This is a genomic window from Campylobacter sp. BCW_6889, from assembly GCF_001762535.1.
Taxonomy (GTDB): Bacteria; Campylobacterota; Campylobacteria; order Campylobacterales; family Campylobacteraceae; genus Campylobacter_D; species Campylobacter_D jejuni.
In genome coordinates this window covers 50413-69699 of record NZ_MJWZ01000019.1, presented here as the reverse complement: position 1 = coordinate 69699, position 19287 = coordinate 50413, and the positions used below count along the sequence as shown (strand labels likewise).

Annotated in this window: 19 protein-coding genes; 4 read left to right on the top strand and 15 right to left on the bottom strand. The window is 31.3% G+C overall.

Annotation, left to right across the window (positions count from 1 at the left end; genetic code table 11):
* Positions 1 to 9: 9 nt before the first annotated feature.
* Genes AJ939_RS01655 through AJ939_RS01630 form a run of 6 tightly spaced genes read right to left on the bottom strand, consistent with a single transcriptional unit; the run spans position 10 to position 4583 of the window.
* The gene (locus AJ939_RS01655) at positions 10 to 735 is read right to left on the bottom strand and encodes a Nif3-like dinuclear metal center hexameric protein (protein WP_002932958.1); all 726 of its coding nucleotides are present in this window, start codon (positions 733 to 735) and stop codon (positions 10 to 12) included.
* Entirely contained in the window at positions 722 to 1585 is an 864-nt protein-coding gene (gene glyQ / locus AJ939_RS01650; protein ID WP_002852069.1) for a glycine--tRNA ligase subunit alpha, read from the bottom strand. Before glyQ ends, AJ939_RS01655 begins: the two co-directional genes overlap by 14 nt.
* Positions 1586 to 1596: 11 nt before the next feature.
* The gene (locus tag AJ939_RS01645) at positions 1597 to 2133 is read right to left on the bottom strand and encodes a DUF3972 domain-containing protein (protein WP_004305571.1); all 537 of its coding nucleotides are present in this window, start codon (positions 2131 to 2133) and stop codon (positions 1597 to 1599) included.
* Between the two features lie 9 nt (positions 2134 to 2142).
* Complete coding sequence (purE, locus tag AJ939_RS01640) at positions 2143 to 2637, bottom strand: 5-(carboxyamino)imidazole ribonucleotide mutase (RefSeq protein WP_070274961.1); 495 nt, start codon at positions 2635 to 2637, stop codon at positions 2143 to 2145.
* Complete coding sequence (locus AJ939_RS01635) at positions 2638 to 3891, bottom strand: peptidase U32 family protein (RefSeq protein ID WP_044780520.1); 1254 nt, start codon at positions 3889 to 3891, stop codon at positions 2638 to 2640.
* Positions 3888 to 4583, bottom strand: coding sequence for a chemotaxis protein (locus AJ939_RS01630; protein ID WP_044794184.1), 696 nt, complete (start codon positions 4581 to 4583; stop codon positions 3888 to 3890). Before AJ939_RS01630 ends, AJ939_RS01635 begins: the two co-directional genes overlap by 4 nt.
* Before the next feature lie 202 nt (positions 4584 to 4785).
* On the opposite strand from AJ939_RS01630, the gene glnA reads away from it, so the two are divergent.
* Positions 4786 to 6216, top strand: coding sequence for a type I glutamate--ammonia ligase (gene glnA / locus AJ939_RS01625; RefSeq protein WP_070274962.1), 1431 nt, complete (start codon positions 4786 to 4788; stop codon positions 6214 to 6216).
* 65 nt (positions 6217 to 6281) lie between these two features.
* Here glnA and flgG read toward each other — a convergent pair whose 3' ends face one another.
* The 5 genes from flgG to AJ939_RS01600 form a co-directional block, all read right to left on the bottom strand.
* Positions 6282 to 7073, bottom strand: coding sequence for a flagellar basal-body rod protein FlgG (flgG, locus tag AJ939_RS01620; RefSeq protein ID WP_002852142.1), 792 nt, complete (start codon positions 7071 to 7073; stop codon positions 6282 to 6284).
* 29 nt (positions 7074 to 7102) lie between these two features.
* Complete coding sequence (locus AJ939_RS01615; protein WP_002854829.1) at positions 7103 to 7915, bottom strand: flagellar hook-basal body protein; 813 nt, start codon at positions 7913 to 7915, stop codon at positions 7103 to 7105.
* Between the two features lie 155 nt (positions 7916 to 8070).
* Positions 8071 to 9183: a cell division protein FtsZ gene (gene ftsZ, locus AJ939_RS01610; RefSeq protein ID WP_002921956.1), complete on the bottom strand. Its 1113-nt coding sequence runs from the start codon at positions 9181 to 9183 to the stop codon at positions 8071 to 8073.
* Between the two features lie 15 nt (positions 9184 to 9198).
* Positions 9199 to 10587: a cell division protein FtsA gene (gene ftsA, locus AJ939_RS01605; protein ID WP_079860504.1), complete on the bottom strand. Its 1389-nt coding sequence runs from the start codon at positions 10585 to 10587 to the stop codon at positions 9199 to 9201.
* Positions 10584 to 12074 carry a peptidylprolyl isomerase gene (locus tag AJ939_RS01600; RefSeq protein ID WP_070276188.1) on the bottom strand — a complete coding sequence of 497 codons (1491 nt, stop codon included), beginning with the start codon at positions 12072 to 12074 and terminating at the stop codon, positions 10584 to 10586. Before AJ939_RS01600 ends, ftsA begins: the two co-directional genes overlap by 4 nt.
* A gap of 158 nt (positions 12075 to 12232) precedes the next feature.
* On the opposite strand from AJ939_RS01600, the gene rsmH reads away from it, so the two are divergent.
* Positions 12233 to 13171 (top strand): 16S rRNA (cytosine(1402)-N(4))-methyltransferase RsmH, encoded by a 939-nt coding sequence (gene rsmH, locus AJ939_RS01595; protein WP_074469948.1) that lies wholly within the window; start codon positions 12233 to 12235, stop codon positions 13169 to 13171.
* Positions 13171 to 14109 (top strand): hypothetical protein, encoded by a 939-nt coding sequence (locus AJ939_RS01590; protein ID WP_004305554.1) that lies wholly within the window; start codon positions 13171 to 13173, stop codon positions 14107 to 14109. Before rsmH ends, AJ939_RS01590 begins: the two co-directional genes overlap by 1 nt.
* On the opposite strand, the gene AJ939_RS01585 is transcribed toward AJ939_RS01590, so the two are convergent.
* The 3 genes from AJ939_RS01585 to pta form a co-directional block, all read right to left on the bottom strand.
* A complete protein-coding gene (locus tag AJ939_RS01585; RefSeq protein WP_002855147.1) occupies positions 14097 to 14588 on the bottom strand; it encodes a hypothetical protein in 492 nt (163 codons plus the stop codon). The two genes, AJ939_RS01590 and AJ939_RS01585, sit on opposite strands and share 13 nt — an antisense overlap.
* Positions 14589 to 14658: 70 nt before the next feature.
* Complete coding sequence (locus tag AJ939_RS01580; RefSeq protein WP_070276189.1) at positions 14659 to 15846, bottom strand: acetate kinase; 1188 nt, start codon at positions 15844 to 15846, stop codon at positions 14659 to 14661.
* A gap of 13 nt (positions 15847 to 15859) precedes the next feature.
* Positions 15860 to 17365 carry a phosphate acetyltransferase gene (pta, locus tag AJ939_RS01575; protein ID WP_074469949.1) on the bottom strand — a complete coding sequence of 502 codons (1506 nt, stop codon included), beginning with the start codon at positions 17363 to 17365 and terminating at the stop codon, positions 15860 to 15862.
* A gap of 89 nt (positions 17366 to 17454) precedes the next feature.
* On the opposite strand from pta, the gene flgH reads away from it, so the two are divergent.
* Complete coding sequence (flgH, locus tag AJ939_RS01570) at positions 17455 to 18153, top strand: flagellar basal body L-ring protein FlgH (protein ID WP_052801800.1); 699 nt, start codon at positions 17455 to 17457, stop codon at positions 18151 to 18153.
* A 29-nt stretch (positions 18154 to 18182) separates the two neighbouring features.
* Here flgH and ispG read toward each other — a convergent pair whose 3' ends face one another.
* On the bottom strand, positions 18183 to 19256 hold the full coding sequence (ispG, locus tag AJ939_RS01565; RefSeq protein WP_070276190.1) for a flavodoxin-dependent (E)-4-hydroxy-3-methylbut-2-enyl-diphosphate synthase: 1074 nt from the start codon (positions 19254 to 19256) through the stop codon (positions 18183 to 18185).
* Between the last annotated feature and the right edge of the window lie 31 nt (positions 19257 to 19287).

Here is a 19287-nt window from a genome sequence, read left to right as displayed (position 1 = left end):
TTATTTTCCTTAAAAATATTGAAATGGATTTTTTGAAACTGTTATTATAACTTGTAGCGGCAAATTTTTCAAGTCTTTTGCTAAACATTGAGAAAAATATCTCTCACTTTCAAAATGACCTAAATCAATAAGACTGATTTGATTACTAAGCGCCTCTAAAGCTTGATGATATTTAAAATCTCCACTTAAAAAACAATCCGCATCTACTTTAGAAATTAAATCCCCGCCACTTCCAGTACATATAGCAATACGCTTAATGTCTTTTTTACCACAATCACTTACACGTAAAATTTGTAAATTTAACTTTTTTTTCACCCAGTCACACAAAGCTTCAAAAGACATAGAATTTTCTACATAAATCAAAAATTCGTCTTTAAAAGAAATTTTAAAACCTAAAATTTCTTCCGCAAAATAAGTATTTAAATGACTTAAATCGTAATTTGTATGCATGCTGATTAAAGAAATATTTTTACAAATCATTTCTTTAATAAAAGCCCTAGGATAAGCCTTATCATACAAATTTTTTAAACCTTTAAATATCAAAGGATGGTGTGTGATAATTAAAGAATTTTCACTCGCTTCTTTAATGATATTTTCATCAATATCTAAACTTAAATAAACAGTTGAAATTTCACTATCCCTATCTCCAAGCAAAATTCCACTATTATCCCATGATTCTTGGATATTAAAGGGACTTAATTGATCTAAAAAATTATAAATTTCACTCAGCTTCATTTAAATTTTTCTTATAAATTTCAGCACAATTTTTTGAAAGCTCACGAATTTTTAACATATAATCTTGTCTTTGTGCTACAGAAATTGCTCCTCTTGCATCTAAAAGATTAAAAGTATGTGCAGCAAGCATACAATAATCATAAGCAGGTAAAGCTAGTCCTTGTTCTAAAATATTTTTACATTCTTTGTAAGAATTTTCAAACTGCTCATTTAAGATTTTAACATCACTTACTTCAAAATTGTATTTACTAAATTCATATTCACTTTGCTTATGCACATCTGCGTATTTAATTTTTTCTCCATTAAATTCACTCCAAACTATATCATAAACATTATCAACATTTTGAAGATACATGGCTATTCTTTCAAGGCCATAGGTAATTTCAGCACTTACTAAATCTACTGCTATACCGCCAACTTGCTGAAAATAAGTAAATTGAGTAACCTCCATACCATCAAGCCATACTTCCCAGCCTAAACCCCAAGCACCCAAACTTGGACTCTCCCAATTATCTTCAACAAAACGAATATCATGACTTTTTAAATCAAAACCCAAATTTTCAAGACTTTTAAGATATAATTCTTGAATATTATCAGGGCTAGGTTTAATCAAAACTTGAAATTGATAATAAGCACCTAAGCGATTAGGATTTTCACCATAACGTCCATCAGTAGGCCTTCTACTTGGAGCCACATAAGCAGCTGCCCAAGGTTTTTTTCCTAAACTTCTTAAAAAAGTTGCTGGATGAAAGGTTCCTGCACCTGCTGGCATATCATAAGGTTGCATAATCGCACAACCTTGCTCTTGCCAATAATTTTGTAAATTAAGTATCATTTGTGAAAAAGTCATTGTATCTCTCTTTATCGTTCCATATTTTCAATAGGTTTTTCTAAATTTTTATTCATTTCCAAATCAGGCTCTGTCTTAGCTCCAAAAATTTCTGCAGTTTTACTCCACATTAATTTATATTTACGTTTGAGAAATTCTATCTCTTCACGCGCATGTTTTAACTCATTGTTTAAGGTTTCTATAGTTTTTCTATCTTCATCATAAAGTTCTTGCATAGAATAAAGAGCATCTTTTAAAAATTTATTCTCATTTTTTAATGCTTCAAGTGTTTCATCTTTAGCATCTAAAACTTTTTCATGTAAATTTAAAATAGTTCCTATTGTTTTTTCAACAAAACTTTCCCCTGCTAAAGTCATTGAATTTACCATTGCAGGTTGAGATTTTGCAGCACTAGGCACCACACTAAAAGTACCTTGATGAGCTTCGATGTAAATTTTACCCTCTTCTTCTTTAAAATTTAAAGCCCCATTAGCCATCATACCTTTAACCACATCTTCATTTAAATGCACAAGTTTACAAAATTCTTCAAGTTCAAGATAGGTTTGCATTTTTATCCCTTATAATAAAACTTCTACTTCTTTTGAATCAGATACAAGTTTTTTTTCTTTTTCAAGACGATCTTCTTTAAGTTTTTGTGCTAAATCAACATCATAAATAGCTAAAATTTGCATAGCCAAATAAGCAGCATTGATTGCTCCAGCCTTACCAATAGCTAAAGTTCCTACAGGAATTCCACTAGGCATTTGCACCGTAGAAAACAAAGAATCCATACTTGCAAGATTACTTCCTGGCATAGGCACTCCTAAAACAGGTTTTGTGGTATAAGCTGCAACAGCTCCAGCCAAATGCGCTGCCATTCCAGCTGCTGCTATAAAAACTTTCGCACCTTTTTCTTCAGCATTTGTAATATACTCTTTTGTTCTTTTTGGGCTACGATGAGCTGATGAGATAATAAGTTCATACTTTACCCCAAAACTTTCTAAAGTTTTAGCAGCCTCTTTCATAGTCTCATAATCACTCTTGCTTCCCATTAAAATAGAAACAAAATTCATCTATATTTCCTTTCTTAAAAAACTTAATGCACTGATTTTACTTGGTAATTGAATTTCATGTTCATTACCGCTATGAATTTCACTAAATTCTTTATTGTTTTTAGCAATGAGTTTTTTAAACTCTATAAAATATTTATCCTCTTTTTGATAAATTTTACCTAGTTCATTGTCACAAGTTTGAATCACATCGCCTAAAGGAGCTAAAATTTCATAAGGCGTGTTTAAAACGATTTTTCCTTTGCATTTAAAAAAGCTTCCATCTTCGCTTATAGCATGCACTTGATGAGAGCCTTCTTCTATGCTTGTATTATGATTTTGTGTGTCGGTTTTTTCTAAAGGACGCGAAACAAGATAGCCATCTGTAAAACCACGATTCTTAAGCGTAGCAATCTCTTTTTCATACTTGTTTGACTCAAACTTACCCTCTAAAACATCCTGTATAGCCATTTTATAAGTTCTTGTTGTAAGCGCAACATAATATTCGCTTTTGGTGCGTCCTTCTATCTTAAAAGCACTGATACAATTTTCTTGCATGATTTTTTCTATATAAGAACAAAGATTTAAATCTTTGGAATTAAAAACATGAGTACCATTTTCATCTTCTTCTAAACGAAATAAAGTACCATTTTCTGGATTTTTAGCATAAAGCTCATAATTAAATCTGCAATCATTTGCACAAGATCCACGATTACTCATTCTTCCACTTTGCACAGAGCTTATTAAACAACGCCCAGAATAAGCAAAACACATAGAACCATGCACAAAGGCTTCAAGTTCAATATCGCAATTTTCTTTTAAAGCTTTAGCATCTTTAAGCCCTAATTCTCTCGCAATTACAACCCTTTTAGCGCCCATATCCTTATAAACTTGAGCATCTAAATAATTTAAAATATTCGCCTGAGTAGAAACATGTAAAGAAATTTCAGGTGCAAGCTCTTTAACAAGACGCATAGTTCCAACAGAAGCTACAATAAAAGCATCGGGTTTCATCTCACGTAATTTTAATATATGTCTTTTTAAGCCTTCAATTTGAGAGCTTAGATGAAAACCATTTAAAGTGACATAAATTTTTTTACCACGCTCATGGGTATATTTAATAGCTTCTTCAAAACTTTCATAATTAAATTCTCTTGCAGTACGTGATCTTAAAGAAAAATTATTCACACCCGCATAAACCGCATCTGCACCATAAGCTAAAGCAATTTTTAATTTTGTGAAATTTCCTGCAGGAGCTACTATTTCAGGAATGATCATTTTTGCCCTAAACTTGCAATTAAAGCTTCTATATCATCATTACTTACAACATCAGTAGTGCTATCACCTTCAATATGCACTGCAGAACTTACACGTTTTTTATCATCAATTTTACCTTCAAATAAAGAACTCATATAACGGCTTAAAGCACGCATTACATTAATAACACGTTCGATTTTTTGACGATGTATATCTTGATACTGCATTGCATCCATTGCCATCATCACTTCATCTTGTCCGCTTTGAAGATTTCCGACAATCTCCCTAGAACTTTTTTTAGCTTGATTGTTTAATTCTAAAGCTTCACTGAAACTTTCTACATTAGGAAATTTTTCATTAAGTTTGGAAAAAATATCAATATTTTTTTCTATTGCTTTATTTATTTCTTTGAGTAAACTTTCAGAATCCGCAAAAAAATTATTAATACTTTCAAGCTTATCCATCATTTCCGTTGCTTTAAGCTCGCTATCTTTTGTAACATCATCTAACTGATGTACAACTTTATGTTCCTGATTTGGTGGGGGTGGTGGCCATACTACACTAGGATTAGGTTTGTAATCAGCTATTTTGACATCTTCTAACATCAAAGCATCTTCTTCGGTATTCGATTCTTCGGTTTTTACCTCTGCTTCTGTCTCTGAATCAAGATCAACATCACCATTCATCAAAGCATCAAGCTCTTCTTGAGTCATTTTTTTCCCTTTTTTAAATCTAGATTTTCAATAATTGCTTAAAATTATAATCAATTTTATCTAAAACAAAAATATAAATTTTTATTTTTTAATCTTTTTAAATTAAATTTTTAAATTTATTAAAAAAAATATATTAATTAAATCTTAATTAAAAATTTTATGATATAATTTTATAAATTTAATTACATAAAGGAGTAAAAATATGGGAAAATTTGTTAATAATATAGATGATTTTTTCAAATTTTGCAAACAAAATGAAGTGCTTTTTGTTGATTTTCGTTTTACAGATATGATAGGAACTTGGCATCATATTACCTATAATCTTCATGCAATCAATGAAGAAACATTTCAAACTGGCATTCCATTTGATGGAAGCTCAATCCATGGATGGCAACCTATAGAAAAATCAGATATGATTTTAAAACCTGATGCTCAAAGTGCTTTTTTAGATCCTTTTACAGCTGATCCTACTATCATAGTATTTTGTGATGTGTATGATATTTACAAAGGACAAATGTATGAAAAATGTCCAAGAAGCATAGCAAAAAAAGCAATGGAATACCTTAAAAATAGTGGCATAGCTGATACTGCTTACTTTGGACCAGAAAATGAATTCTTTGTTTTTGATAGTGTAAAAATAGTTGATACTACTCATTGTTCTAAGTATGAAGTTGATACCGAAGAAGGAGAGTGGAATGATGATAGAGAATTTACCGATAGCTACAATACTGGACACAGGCCAAGAAACAAAGGTGGATATTTTCCAGTTCAGCCAATTGATTCTTTAGTAGATATTCGTTCTGAAATGGTTCAAACCCTTGAAAAAGTAGGTCTTAAAACTTTTGTTCATCATCATGAAGTTGCACAAGGACAAGCTGAAATAGGAGTAAATTTTGGCACGCTTGTAGAAGCAGCTGACAATGTTCAAATTTATAAATATGTTGTAAAAATGGTAGCTCATTTAAATGGCAAAACTGCCACTTTTATGCCAAAACCTTTATACGGAGATAATGGCAATGGTATGCATGTTCATATGAGCTTATGGAAAGATGGGGTAAATTTATTTTACGATAAAGATGGATACAGTGGACTTAGTCAAACTGCTATAAATTATATAGGTGGAATTTTAAAAAATGCTAGAAGTGTCGCAGCTTTTACAAATCCAAGTTCCAACTCTTACAAAAGAATAGTTCCTGGCTTTGAAGCTCCTTGTATTTTAACTTATTCTTGTCAAAACAGATCAGCAAGTTGTCGCGTTCCTTATGGCATAGGTAAAAATTCAGCTCGTATAGAAATTCGCTTCCCTGATAGTACTGCTAATCCTTATTTAGCTTTTGCTAGTCTTTTAATGGCAGGGCTTGATGGAATCAAAAATAAAACCATTCCTGTAGGTCCTATGGATGAAAATTTATTTGATCTTACTTTGGATGAAATACGTGAAAAAGGGATAGAGCAATTACCACATACTCTAAGAGGAAGTTTAGAAGCTTTAATCCGACATAATTCTTATTTAAAACCTGTAATGAGCGATATTTTTATCGATGACTATCAGCATTTAAAATTTGAAACACAAGTTTGGCCAGTAGAAGCTCGTCCAACTGCTTATGAATTTAAAACTTGCTACTCTTGCTAAAAATTTAATGGCGTTTAACACGCCATTAAACTAAAAAAGAATTAAAAATATTTATTTTATATCAACTATCGCTTAAGTTGATTTACAATTCCTAGCATATCATCACTTGTTGTAATTGCCTTAGAACCCGCTTCATAAGCCCTTTGTCCTGTGATAAGATCTGTCATTTCTTCAACAAGCTGAACATTACTAAGTTCTATAAATCCATGTCTTATTGTTCCAAGTCCATCTTGTCCTGCTATACCCGCAACAGGTGCACCACTTGCTCCTGTTTCAAGATAAAGATTATCACCCATAGAATGAAGACCCGCTGGATTTATAAACTGAACTAGCTCCACTTGGCCAATTTGAGTTTCTTGTTGCTCCCCTGGTAGCATTACAGAAACGGTTCCATCTGTAGCAACATTAATTGCTGTTGCGCCTTCAGGTATTGTCATTTCAGGTAAAAGTCTATAACCATCTGAATTTACAATATTGCCTTCATTATCTTTTGTAAATTGCCCATTTCTAGTATATCCTATAGTGCCATCAGGAAGTTGTATTTGAAAAAACCCATTACCTGCAATAGCCATATCAAGACCATCAGTACTTGTTGATTTTAAATTTCCTTCAGTAAAAACTTTAGTTACCGCTGTTGGACGCACACCCACACCCACTTCTATACCCGAAGGAGAAAGAGTAGTAGCTGAAGTTGAAGTTCCTGCATACTTCATAACTTGATACATAAGATCAGCAAATTCTGCGCGACTTTTCTTAAAACCTGCTGTATTAACATTGGCGATGTTATTTGAAGTAACATCAATTTGTGTTTGCTGCGCTACCATTCCCGTAGCAGCAGTATGAAGTGATCTCATCATTTTTAATCCTTTTTTTATTTTATTTTAAATTATTTAACAGCTGCAAGCTTATTGATAGCTTCTTGATTTAAGTCATCCATATGAGCTGTCATAACTTTTTGATACATTTCTACCATTCTGTTTGCTTCAATCAGTCCTACCATTTCAGTAACTGGATTAACATTTGATCCCTGAGAAAAACCTTGGCGAATAGCATTGGAGTTTTCCAAATCTCTAATGCGGGTTAGATCATCTATTTTATAGACATTATCCCCATCTTTTTGCAAAGCTCTTATATCATCTACTTGTGCTACAAATAATCTTGCATTTTGAGCTCCATCAACCTCAATGCTTCCGTTTTTATCAACGCTAATTTGAACAGCACCATTAGGAATGCGTATGCCAGCATTCTGAGGATTATTAAAATAATCACTACTTAATACCTTGTATCCTTGCTTATTTACCAAATAACCCTCATCATCAAGTTGAAAATTTCCATCTTTAGTTAATCTTACTTCTCCATCTTTGGTTTGAACCAAATAAAAAGCATCTTCTCTAGTCATTGCCAAATCCAAAGGATTGTTTGTGGCCTTTAAAGAACCTAGGCTAAAATCCGTATATTCTTGAGAAACTTGCGGGATTCCATCTATTGTAGTATTTACAAAACGAGATGCATCTCTTGTGTGATTTTCTATAGGCAACTCATCCTGAGTTTCTTTAAAAATCCTTTTAAAATCTGCAATAACCACATCATCTCTTTTGTATCCACTTGTATTAATATTGGCAAGATTATTAGTAATCACATCAAGTTTATTAAACTGAGTTACCATTCCACCAGTTGCTTGATAATATCCATTTTGCATATTTTCACCTATAAAATTAAGATTTTATAGCTATAAAAGCAAAGAGTGTTCCAACTTTTAAAAACAAAGAAAAATAAATATTTGAAAGATTATTAGGAGAGAAATTTAAACTACAAAAAGCAAGATTTGACTCAATCTTGCTTTAAAAATCAATTTTAATCCATTTGACGACGCAAGAAAGTTGGTGTTTCAATTTGCGCCATTATCTCTTCATCGTAACCACCGCTTACCTTTTTAAGACTTAAATAAGGATTTTTCCTAGAAGCTTGAGCTTCTTCGGTAGATTTTTTAGCTACTGTATCTTTATCTTCAAATCCTGTCGCAATAATAGTTACTTCAACTCTATCTTCCATGCTATCATCTGTGGTAGAACCAAAAATAATCTTAGCATTTTCATCAACAATTTCTTGTATACTATTTGCTGCTGCCGAAATTTCAAACAAAGAGCAATTAGAACTTGTTTTAAAATGTAAAATAACTCCCTTGGCACCCTTAATATCCATTCCATCAAGCAAAGGAGATTCTATAGCGTTTGAAAGGGCCTCTTCTATAGCATTTTCACCACTAGCACTACCAACACCCATAAGCGCGAGTCCGCGATGACTCATGATGGTTCTTACATCCGCAAAGTCAACATTAATATCTCCATTATCAAGCAAGATAGACACCATACCTTTTACAGCACGAGCTAAAATATCATCAACCAATCTAAAAGCATCTTTAATGCCTGCTTTTTTATCAATAATGCTCAATAATTTTTCATTTTGAATTACAAGAATAGAATCACTTTCTTTTTTAAGCTCAAGGAGACCGCTTTCAGCAAGTTTTTTTCTTTGTTTTCCTTCGAATGCAAAAGGCATAGTTACAACAGAAACAGTTAAAGCTCCAATCTCTTTAGCTGCTTGTGCAATAACTGGAGTGGCACCCGTTCCAGTACCTCCACCAAAACCTGAAGCAATAAATACAATATCACTTTGACTAAGACTTGCTTTTATTTCTTCAAAACTTTCTCTAGCACTTTCTGCGCCTACTTCAGGAAGCATACCAGCGCCTAAACCTTTAGTTTTTTTCTCGCCAAGTTGAATTTTAGTTTTTGCTAATGAAATTGAAATAGCTTGTGCATCAGTATTTGCTGCAATTAAATCAAGATCATTTAATCCCATTTTAACCATATGGTTGATCATATTACCGCCACCGCCACCGCAGCCTATAACCTTAATTTTTGCACCTTTATTATGTTGCATTTCTTCTACTAAAAATTCACTCATAAAAATTTCTCCTTGTTAAAATTGATTCATAATTTTATGCCAGATATTTGAAAAAACGCTAGGTTTTTTTTCTTTTGGCTCTTTAAAATCTAATTGTTCTTGTATTGCAATTGTATCATTTTCTTGCAAATTTTCATCAAAAAAATCAGATTTTATTTCACTTTCTGCATCTTTTTGCAAAACAATATCTTGTTTAATTTGACGATTAAAATTTTCAATTTCCCCTTTATATCTTAATTTTTCATTAGAATCAAGTTCATAAGGCGTAAAATACCCTGCTCCATATAAACAAAGTCCTATAGCACAAGTATTTTCAGGATCATTAAAAATTTCACTAAAACCAGTAATCAAATCTTTTCTTGCAGTAGCCAGTCTAACTGAGCGATTATCAAATGTTGCAGGAGCTAGCTCATCAATACCTGCTAACTTAGTCATTCCACCTGTTAAAACAACTCCACCACCTATAGCATTGGCATAACGATTATCACTTAAGATTTTTGCCAAAATCATCAAAGTTTCTTCCGCTCTTGCATAAATTACGTTTGAAATAATATCCAAAGAAACTTCATTAACCTTTCTTTCATCGCCCATTGAAGGAATTTGTATAAGGGTGTTAGGCTGTTGCGAAAGAGCTGCATAATTAAGCTTGATTTTTTCTGCTTCTTTTAAAGGTGTATGCAATGCCATTGATAAATCTTGGGTGATATTAATCGAGCCAATTTGCAAACAATCATTGTATCTAATTGAATTTCCAGTATGAACAACCATATCACAAATCGCTCCACCCGTATCAATCAAAACAGCGCCTAATTCCTTTTCGCTATCATCTAAACAAGCTATAGCTGAAGCATATCCTGAAAGAACTATATTATCCACTCTTAAATCAGCTAATTCAACCGCTTTCTTAAGATTTTTAATATGAGATTCTTGTGAAATCACTATATGGGTTGAAACTTCTAAACGATTGCCACTCATTCCCAAAGGATCATCAACATGTTCAAGATCATTAACCTTAAAATTATAAGGCAAAACATGAATAATTTCATAACCACTTGGTAGATTGGCAGTATGCTTAGCTGTACTTACAGCACGATGAATTTCTTTAATGCCTATTTCATGATTTGGAATATTAACAACACCTACACTATCAACGCTTTTAGTATAAGCACCTGATATAGACACCACAACCTTATCATAATGAACTCCGCTCATCATCTCAGCACTTCTAACAGCTTCTTCAATAGATTTAGAAGCAAGCTCTATATTGGTAATGGCACCTTTTTTAACCCCGTTGGTTTTTGACTTGGAAAAACCAATAATTTTTAATCCATCTTCATCTTTTTGAGCAATAATGGCACAAGTCTGGGTTGAGCCTAAGTCAATTCCTAATATATTCAAAATCAATTCCCTTTATAATAAATTTTTATTGGATATATCTTTTTAAGTTCATCAACAAGTTCTTGCTTAAGCTCATTTGCTTTTAAATTTTGCAAATTTTGCTCAAGCATAGTTTTGTATTGTTTAAATTTATCGGAGTTCATATCTAATTTTTGTTTATTTATTTTATATAATATTGCTTTATTGTCATTAATGATCACATAAGAACTATTTTGATCGGTATTAAATACATTCATTAAAAAATAAGCAAATTCAGAATCATTTAATATCTTATCGCTAAGCTTTACACTCTCGCGAGAACTATCTCGACTTACAAAGCCTATATCATCTCCTTTAAAATTTACTAAACTATTTTTAGCTTTTTCTTCTAAATTTTTTCTAGCTTGTTCGCTTAAATACATAGGTAAAACTTCTTCTCTAGCTTCTTCAAAAGTTTTATTTCTTATAGGATCTACTTTATTTAGTTTAACTATGATATATCCGTTATTATAAGGTGCTGGTCGTAAAACATCTCCATTTTTAGCTTTATTCAAAAGATCAATTGGATAATAAACATCAGATTCACTAATATTTTGATCTTTTTGAAAATTATCTTTCCCATTTTTTAAATCTAAAAATTTAGCATTAGCCACATTCTTTAGTTGTGTTAAAGCATAATCTTTAGCAACTTCATTTTTAGCAGACTGAAAATCCATTACTTTACCTGCAAAATCTTTATATTTTAGTTTATTTTCATCTTGATTATAAAATTTTTCTAATTCTTTGTCGTCAATTTTCTCATTGCTAACTGGCAAAAAATAAGTTGAAATTTCATATATTTTTTTAGTTTTATAATCTTCTTTATGTTTATTCCAAAGCTTTTTTAAACCCTCTTCGTTAATCTCAATATTTTTTTTGTCATAATCAATTTTTGCAATACTTAAAGCATCTTGCATGAAATAACTAGAAGCTAACATTTTTAATTCCTCATCTTTGCTAGGAATATTAAAAATTTGATTAAGTTTATCGGTAATTACTTCATTTGCAAGTTGTGTTTCATAATCTTTTGGAGTTAAATTATTGGCATTTAAAAGTTTATAATAAATCGTTTTGTTAAAATCCCCTGTAGGATCTTGAAATTCTCTAGTATTTGCAAGTTTTTGTAAAATTTCATTCTCGTTTACGCCAATACCCAAATCTTTAGCAAAATTTAACAAAAGCTTATCTTCAACAAGAGAGCTTAAAGCTATATTTTTAATGCCTAGTTGCTCAGCATTTTCTGGAGTTAAAGCACCATTGCTAATTTGATTATAATAACTTAAAATTTGTCTATATCTAGTATCAAATTCGCTAAAACCTATCTTTTCATTTCCTACGGTTGCAACACTCGAACTTCTATTGAGATTAAAATCATAAGCACCCCAACCTAAAAAGCCAGCGCCAACAAAAGCTATAGTACTAACCCATATAGTAACAACAAGATATTTTTTGTGATGTTGCATCCAAGTAAGCATATCATTCCTTGATTAAATTTAAACTAGATATTGTATCGTAGAAGTGTTTAAGTGGAGTTTAATTATAAAATTTTTACCAAAAAATATTTGTTCTTTAAATTTTATGATTTTTACAATGAAATTTAGTTATAATTATAGCTTATAAAAATTTATTAGGATTGATTTTGGAAATTCCTCATATCCCAGTTTTGCTTAATGAAGTTCAAGAGATTTTTAAAAATCTTAAAACAGGTTATTTTTTAGACTGCACTTTAGGATTTGGCGGACATAGTGAAGCTTTGCTTAAAAATCATCCTGATCTTAAATTCATTGCTTGTGATCAAGATCAACAAGCTTTAGAATTTTCTAAAAAACGTCTTAAAGATTTTCACAATAGGATAACTTTTATACAAAGTAATTTTAGTGAAGTTTTAGAAAAAATTTCACATAAAGAAGAATTAAGAGGCATTTTAGCAGACATTGGAGTTTCTTCATTTCAACTCGATAATAACGAAAGAGGTTTTAGTGTAAATTCTGACTTTTTGGATATGAGAATGAATCAAAACTCCAAAATATCGGCTTATGAGATTATTAATGCTTATACAAAAGAGCAATTAACTTCCATTTTTAAAGATTATGGAGAATTGCACGATGCACATTTTATTGCTGAAAAAATTTGCCTAGAAAGAAGTAAAAATCCAATCAAAAGCGCCAAGGAACTTTATCAAATCATAGGAAAAGGCAAACAAAATCATAGAAAAATTTCCAAAGCCACTTTAGCATTTCAAGCCATTAGAATAGAAGTAAATCAAGAACTTAAAGTGCTTAAAGATTTTCTTGGGCATTTAGAAAATTTAAAACCAAAAAATTGCATTTTAGCAATCATTAGTTTTCATTCTTTGGAAGATAGAATAGTAAAAAATTTTTTCAAAAAATGGTCAAAAAACTGCATTTGTGATGAAAAAATAATGCGTTGCGAATGTGGAAATAACCATAGCCTAGGGCAAATAATAACCAAAAAAGCTATAAGTGCAAGCAAGGAAGAACTTTTAAAAAATTCTCGCTCTAGTTGTGCTAAAATGCGGGCTTTTTATTTTAATAATTTGGACAATAAATAATGCTAGAAGATGATTTTATAAAAGAACGCCAAAACATACGCCAAAAAATGCTGAAATTTTCTCGCGCTATAAATCAAGGCAAACCGCTTGATGATGATTTAAGAGATGAAATTTCTAGCGATGATATTTTAAGACGTCGTTTTAAAAAAAAGACTCCTAATAAATTCTTAGAAGAACTCGATGAAGAGTATGAGTCAAAACATACTAAAAAATCAAATATATATTTAAAAGAAGATCTGATCAATGTTAAATTAGAAGAAAAGCAATCTCTTGCTAAAAAATTTTTTTCCAAAATGAAAGAAAGGAAAAAAGAAGAAAATAAAAAAACTAAAAAGATTTTTTCGTTTGGAAGAAAAAAAATAAACGAGATAAAAAATATTCAAACCAAACCAAAAATTCAAACAAAAAATGATCAAAATCCTATCCAAGATAAAAAAGAAAAAAAAGAATCTATAAAATCTATAGAAAAAATTCAAAAAACTGAGCCTAAAATACAAAATTCCCAAACTATAGAAAAACGACCTGATATTAAAAAACAACCCGATATTAAACAAAGTTTGGAAAATTTACAAAAAAAGATAACACCACAAGAAAATAAACAAGAACTTCCAAAACCATCCAATCAAGCCCAAGAAAAACAACAAAATGATGAAGATGCTCAAAAGGCAAAAAATGTTTTATTAGAAGGCTACTCTAATGCCACCAAAGAAGATAGAAACCTAAATTTCAATCATCTTCTTTTTGCGGCTTTACTTGTTAGTTTTGCGTTATTTTTATTTGCTCCACAAATTTATATTAGAAATCAAATTTATTATCTTAGTAGAGAAATTGCTACATTAAGAACAGAAGAAAGCGTTTTAAACGAAGAAAATAAAGATTTAAAAAGAAGGCTTGAAAATATGCGATTCCAAAATCAAATTTTAGACTATTTAGAATGAATAATCTTATCTAAAACATACTGCTCTAAATTTGCTTTTGGAATTTCCTCTTTTAAGGCTTCCTTATAAATTTCACCTGCCATTATAGAGTATTTTTCATAAGCAAAATAAGGGAAATGCAAAGCCCAGGCTTTTTGTATTATTTTTTTTGAGATTATTTTGCGAGTATAAACTTTAAAAATATCATATCCTATAAATACACAAGCAGTAACCATAACAGCACTCACTATGCTTATATGAAAGTCAAGTTTTGTTAAAAAATAATGAGTAATTAAAAGCAATGGTAACAAAACCACAGCACAAAAAACACCAAAATAAATATAAGAATTTAGAATTTTGAAATTAAAATTTAGCTTAGAAGGATCTACAAGCATACCGTCATTAAAAAGTGCATTTGCCTCTAATAAATCCTTCACTAAAACAGGTTGTTCTGATACTTTAAATAAAAAACGAAGGCTAAATTCTTTAAATTTTTTCATAATCCATGCTTTATTTTTTAATTAAAATTTTATCTAAAGAAAATTAATTTTTACTAAATATAAACCTCTTTCAATTGCTTATTAATTCTTCTGTAATTCTAGCGATTTCTAATTCTTCATCTGTAGGAATAACAAGCACTTTAACTTTAGAATTTGCATGATTTATCATTCTTTCGCCCGAAATCCTTTGTTTGTTAAGTTCAAAATCTAACTCGATACCAAGATGAGCTAATCTCTCACATACTTTTTGTCGAACCAAACTATCATTTTCTCCTATGCCACCTGTAAAAATAATAGCATCGGTTTTTGGCAACACAGCAAAGTAGGCTCCTATGTATTTTACAAGACGATAGCAAAACATATCAAGAGCCAAACGTGCTTTATCATCACCTTGCTTTATCTCTCGTTCCATATCTCTAAAATCATTATAACCGCAAATTCCATATACTCCACTTTTTTTATTCATCAGTGTGTCTATTTCTTCTATAGTTAAACCTTTGACATGACTTATAAAAGGTAAAATAGCAGGATCTATATCCCCACAACGCGTTCCCATAATAAGTCCTTCAAGCGGAGTAAATCCCATAGAAGTATCCACACTCTTACCTTTTTCTATAGCACATACACTTGCACCATTTCCAAGATGAGCAGAGATAACATTTAATTCATCTTGATCTTTTTGAAGAAATTTTGCCGCTCTAGAACTAACATAAGCATGGGAAGTCCCATGAAAACCATATCTTCTAATATTATGCTTATCATAAAAATCATAAGGCAAAGCATACATATAAGCAAAATCAGGCATAGTGCGATGAAAAGCTGTATCAAAAATAGCTGCATTAGCAACACTAGGTGCAGCTTTAATCATTGTTTTTATACCTGCTAAATGGGCAGGATTATGCAAAGGAGCAAAAATACTAACCCTATCTATCTCTTTAAGAACATAGTCATCTACTAAACAATGCTCACTTAAATTTCTTCCCCCATGAACTATACGATGACCACAGCCATCAAGAGCATTTAAATCCGCTAAAATTCCTGATTCTTTAAAAAGCTCATTAACTATACTAAGTCCTTCTTCGTGATTATTTATTGTTAATTCTCTTTCAAAACTTTCATTATTTAAAACATTTTTTAATATAACTTTTGAATTTTGCTCTCCGATTTTCTCTACTAAGCCACTGGCTTTAACGATTTTATTATCAAAAAATTTAAATTTAATCGATGAAGAACCTGAATTTAAAACTAAAATTTTCATTTATTATTCCTTTCTATTGAGCTTGTATAGCACTTAAAATAACAGTATCTACAATATCATCTACCAAACATCCACGACTTAAATCATTAACAGGTTTTTTAAGACCTTGTAAAATAGGACCGATTGCTAAAGCATTAGCGGTTCTTTGAACTGCTTTGTAACAAATATTTGCTGCATTAAGATCAGGAAAAATATATACATTTGCATGGCCTGCTATCTTAGAATTTGGCATTTTCTTTGCCGCAGTCTTTAGATCATAAGCGCAATCAAACTGCATAGGACCATCTATATTTAACTCAGGGTATTTTTCTTTAGCAATTTTTAATGCTTCTTTTACAAGATCTACACTTTCCCCTTTACCGCTATCACCACTAGAATAAGAAAGCAAAGCTATTCTTGGTTCAAGTCCAAAAGATTTAGCAGTCATAGCACTTACATAAGCACTAGTTGCAAGCTGTTCAGCAGTTGGACTTGGATTTACAGCACAATCCGCAAAAGCTAAAACTTGATCTTCAAGCCCCATAAAGAAAATTCCCGAAACAGAACTAATACCTTCTTTGGTTTTAATAAGCTGCAATGCAGGGCGAATTGTTTCAGCCGTAGTAGTTGATGCTCCACTAACCATAGCATCAGCTTTTCCAGTATGTATAAGCAAAGTTCCAAAATAAGTTTTATCCTGAACTAGCATCTTAGCCTCTTCTAAACTCATTCCTTTAGATTTTCTTGCCTCATAAAGAATGGAAGTAAATTCTTGATTATATTCTGAATTGAGCGGATTCATAATTTGTATAGTACTTAAATCAAGACTTAATCTAGCAGCATCTTGTTTGATTTTTTCCTCATCACCCAATAAAATAAGATCAACAACTTTACTTTTTAATAAAATTTCAGCAGCTTTTAAAATTCTCTCATCATTACTTTCTGGCAAAACAACAGTTTTTTTATTTTTTACGCTTTGTTTAATCAATTCATATTTAAAACGATGCGGAGTTATAAAATCATACTCTTCAAGCTTTTGCACTTCTTCAAAATTAAATTTTTCATTAATCAAAACATAATTACGACCATCTAGGGCATGATCGAAATATTTTTGAGCTATAAGTTTATCTTCATCGTTAATAATAGCAGCGATAGGGGTATTAAGATTTTTAGCCAATTTTATACTAAGATCAAATCCATCAAGTATTCCAAATTCGCAAAAGCTATTTACAAGCACAAAATCGTATTTGCGTTTTAACTCTTCGTATTCTTCTAAAATAACATTAAAAAAATTATGAGGATCTTTGCTAAATTCCTCCATTGCCTCTCTAAAGGTAAAACCATAAGCGCTTTTTACAGTTTGATTGATATTAAATTCTTCCAACCAACCTTGCAAAACAGGGACGCGATGTATGTATATTACAGGGCAATAAATTGCGATATTTTTGTAAATTTTGCTATAATTTTTAAGCAAATTTGTACTAATAATAGTATTTAACTCATCACTTCTAGATCTCATCAAATAAAGATTTGCCATCATTTTCTCCTTGAATTTATAAATGTGGAACACTCTTTGCTTTTTCTAATTTTAACAAAGAAAAATAAAAATTCATATTTTAAAGGACGAAAATGAAAAAAGTTTTATTTTATGTGTTACCGTTTGCATTTTTTGGTTGTTCTGCAACGGTTGATCCGCAAATTTCAATGAAACCACCTGCTTATGTAGAAGAACTTGCACCAAAACAAAGTAATAATGTAGAAAGTGCACCAGGATCGCTTTTTGGCAAAGGGGATAATCCTTTATTTTCAGATAAAAAAGCTATGAATGTAAATGATTTAGTTACAGTTGTTATACAAGAAAGTACCACTCAAAGCACACAAGCTAATAAAGCAACAAGTAGAACTAATACCTCAAATTTAGGCGGAGGTGCTTTAACAGGAAGTTCAGGAGTGGTAGCTAATGCTCTTAATAAAGTCAATGCTTATTCTAATATAGGCTTTCAAACCAATAGTTCAAACAACTACACAGGAACAGGCTCACAAAGCAGAAATGAAAGTTTCAAGACTACAATTTCAACGCGTGTAATTAAAATTTTATCAAATGGTAATTATTTTATCGAAGGCTCAAGAGAGCTTTTAATCAACGGAGAGAAACAAATCATACAATTAAGCGGTGTTATTCGTCCTTATGACATCGGTCAAGACAATACTATAGATAGTAAATATATAGCAGATGCTAAAATTCTTTATAAAACAGAAGGTGAAGTGGATAGAAGCACAAGAAAACCTTGGGGTAGCAAAGTTATAGAAGCGATATGGCCATTCTAAAAGCAAGGTTAAACCTTGCTTCTTGGCTTTTATTCTTTTACAGTCCTACTTTTAACCTCATCTTCAACTTCAGCTAAAAATCTATCTACAAGTTCACTTTCTTTTAATTTAGCTACAACTTCACCATGTCTTATAACAAGTCCTTGATTTTTCCCAAAGGCTATAGCCACATCAGCGCCCTTAGCTTCACCTAAAGCATTTACTACACAACCCATAACACTGATATTTAAAGGTTCTTTTATATGCTTGGTTTTTTCTTCTACGATTTTAATCGCGCTTAACAAATCACTTTGAATCCTACCGCAAGTTGGACATGAGATGATATTTACTCCGCTTTTTTGCACTCCACTATCTTGCAAAATCGCTCTTGCTACACGAATTTCCTCTTCAAGCTCACCCGTCATAGAAACACGCATAGTATCGCCTATACCTTTAAGAAGTAAATTTCCTAAAGCTATAGAACTTTTTACAGTGCTATGAAATTTAGTTCCTGCTTCAGTTACCCCTAAGTGAAAAGGATAATCACAAAGCGGTCTTAATCTCTCATAAGCTTCTATAGTTTTTTGAGCATCTGAAGTCTTCATGGAAATTTTAATATCAAAAAAGTCTAAATCCTCTAAAAGCTTGATATTATACATCGCACTTTCTAGCATAGCATCGACACCATAGCCAAATTTATTGCTAAATTGTTTTTCTATGGAGCCGTGATTTACACCGATGCGTATAGGGATACCCTGTTCTTTACATGCTTTTACCACTTCTTTGATATTTTCTTTAGAACCTATATTGCCAGGATTTATACGCACTCCATCGATAAATTCAGCACAATATACAGCCAAATTATGATTAAAATGAATATCTACAATTAAAGGCAAAGGACTTTTAGCTTTAATCTCTTTTAAAGCCCTTGCATCGGCCATATCCAAGCACGCCAAACGCACTATATTTGCTCCTGCAAAATAAAGACGATTGATTTGCTCTAAAGAACCTTCTATATCTCTTGTCTTAGTAAAAAGCATAGATTGAACTGAAATGGGTGCATCACCGCCTATTAAAACATCTCCTACTTTGATTTGTCTGGTTTTGAATCTTTTATACTCCATAACTTCACTCTTTAAAAAAATTTTAATATCA

Bases quoted from the DNA above. Each gene is read 5' to 3' on its own strand.
- AJ939_RS01655 (WP_002932958.1), bottom strand. From the start codon at position 735: ATGAAGCTGAGTGAAATTTATAATTTTTTAGATCAATTAAGTCCCTTT.
- glyQ (WP_002852069.1), bottom strand. From the start codon at position 1,585: ATGACTTTTTCACAAATGATACTTAATTTACAAAATTATTGGCAAGAG.
- AJ939_RS01645 (WP_004305571.1), bottom strand. From the start codon at position 2,133: ATGCAAACCTATCTTGAACTTGAAGAATTTTGTAAACTTGTGCATTTA.
- purE (WP_070274961.1), bottom strand. From the start codon at position 2,637: ATGAATTTTGTTTCTATTTTAATGGGAAGCAAGAGTGATTATGAGACT.
- AJ939_RS01635 (WP_044780520.1), bottom strand. From the start codon at position 3,891: ATGATCATTCCTGAAATAGTAGCTCCTGCAGGAAATTTCACAAAATTA.
- AJ939_RS01630 (WP_044794184.1), bottom strand. From the start codon at position 4,583: ATGACTCAAGAAGAGCTTGATGCTTTGATGAATGGTGATGTTGATCTT.
- glnA (WP_070274962.1), top strand. From the start codon at position 4,786: ATGGGAAAATTTGTTAATAATATAGATGATTTTTTCAAATTTTGCAAA.
- flgG (WP_002852142.1), bottom strand. From the start codon at position 7,073: ATGATGAGATCACTTCATACTGCTGCTACGGGAATGGTAGCGCAGCAA.
- AJ939_RS01615 (WP_002854829.1), bottom strand. From the start codon at position 7,915: ATGCAAAATGGATATTATCAAGCAACTGGTGGAATGGTAACTCAGTTT.
- ftsZ (WP_002921956.1), bottom strand. From the start codon at position 9,183: ATGAGTGAATTTTTAGTAGAAGAAATGCAACATAATAAAGGTGCAAAA.
- AJ939_RS01600 (WP_070276188.1), bottom strand. From the start codon at position 12,074: ATGCTTACTTGGATGCAACATCACAAAAAATATCTTGTTGTTACTATA.
- AJ939_RS01590 (WP_004305554.1), top strand. From the start codon at position 13,171: ATGCTAGAAGATGATTTTATAAAAGAACGCCAAAACATACGCCAAAAA.
- AJ939_RS01585 (WP_002855147.1), bottom strand. From the start codon at position 14,588: ATGAAAAAATTTAAAGAATTTAGCCTTCGTTTTTTATTTAAAGTATCA.
- AJ939_RS01580 (WP_070276189.1), bottom strand. From the start codon at position 15,846: ATGAAAATTTTAGTTTTAAATTCAGGTTCTTCATCGATTAAATTTAAA.
- pta (WP_074469949.1), bottom strand. From the start codon at position 17,365: ATGATGGCAAATCTTTATTTGATGAGATCTAGAAGTGATGAGTTAAAT.
- flgH (WP_052801800.1), top strand. From the start codon at position 17,455: ATGAAAAAAGTTTTATTTTATGTGTTACCGTTTGCATTTTTTGGTTGT.
- ispG (WP_070276190.1), bottom strand. From the start codon at position 19,256: ATGGAGTATAAAAGATTCAAAACCAGACAAATCAAAGTAGGAGATGTT.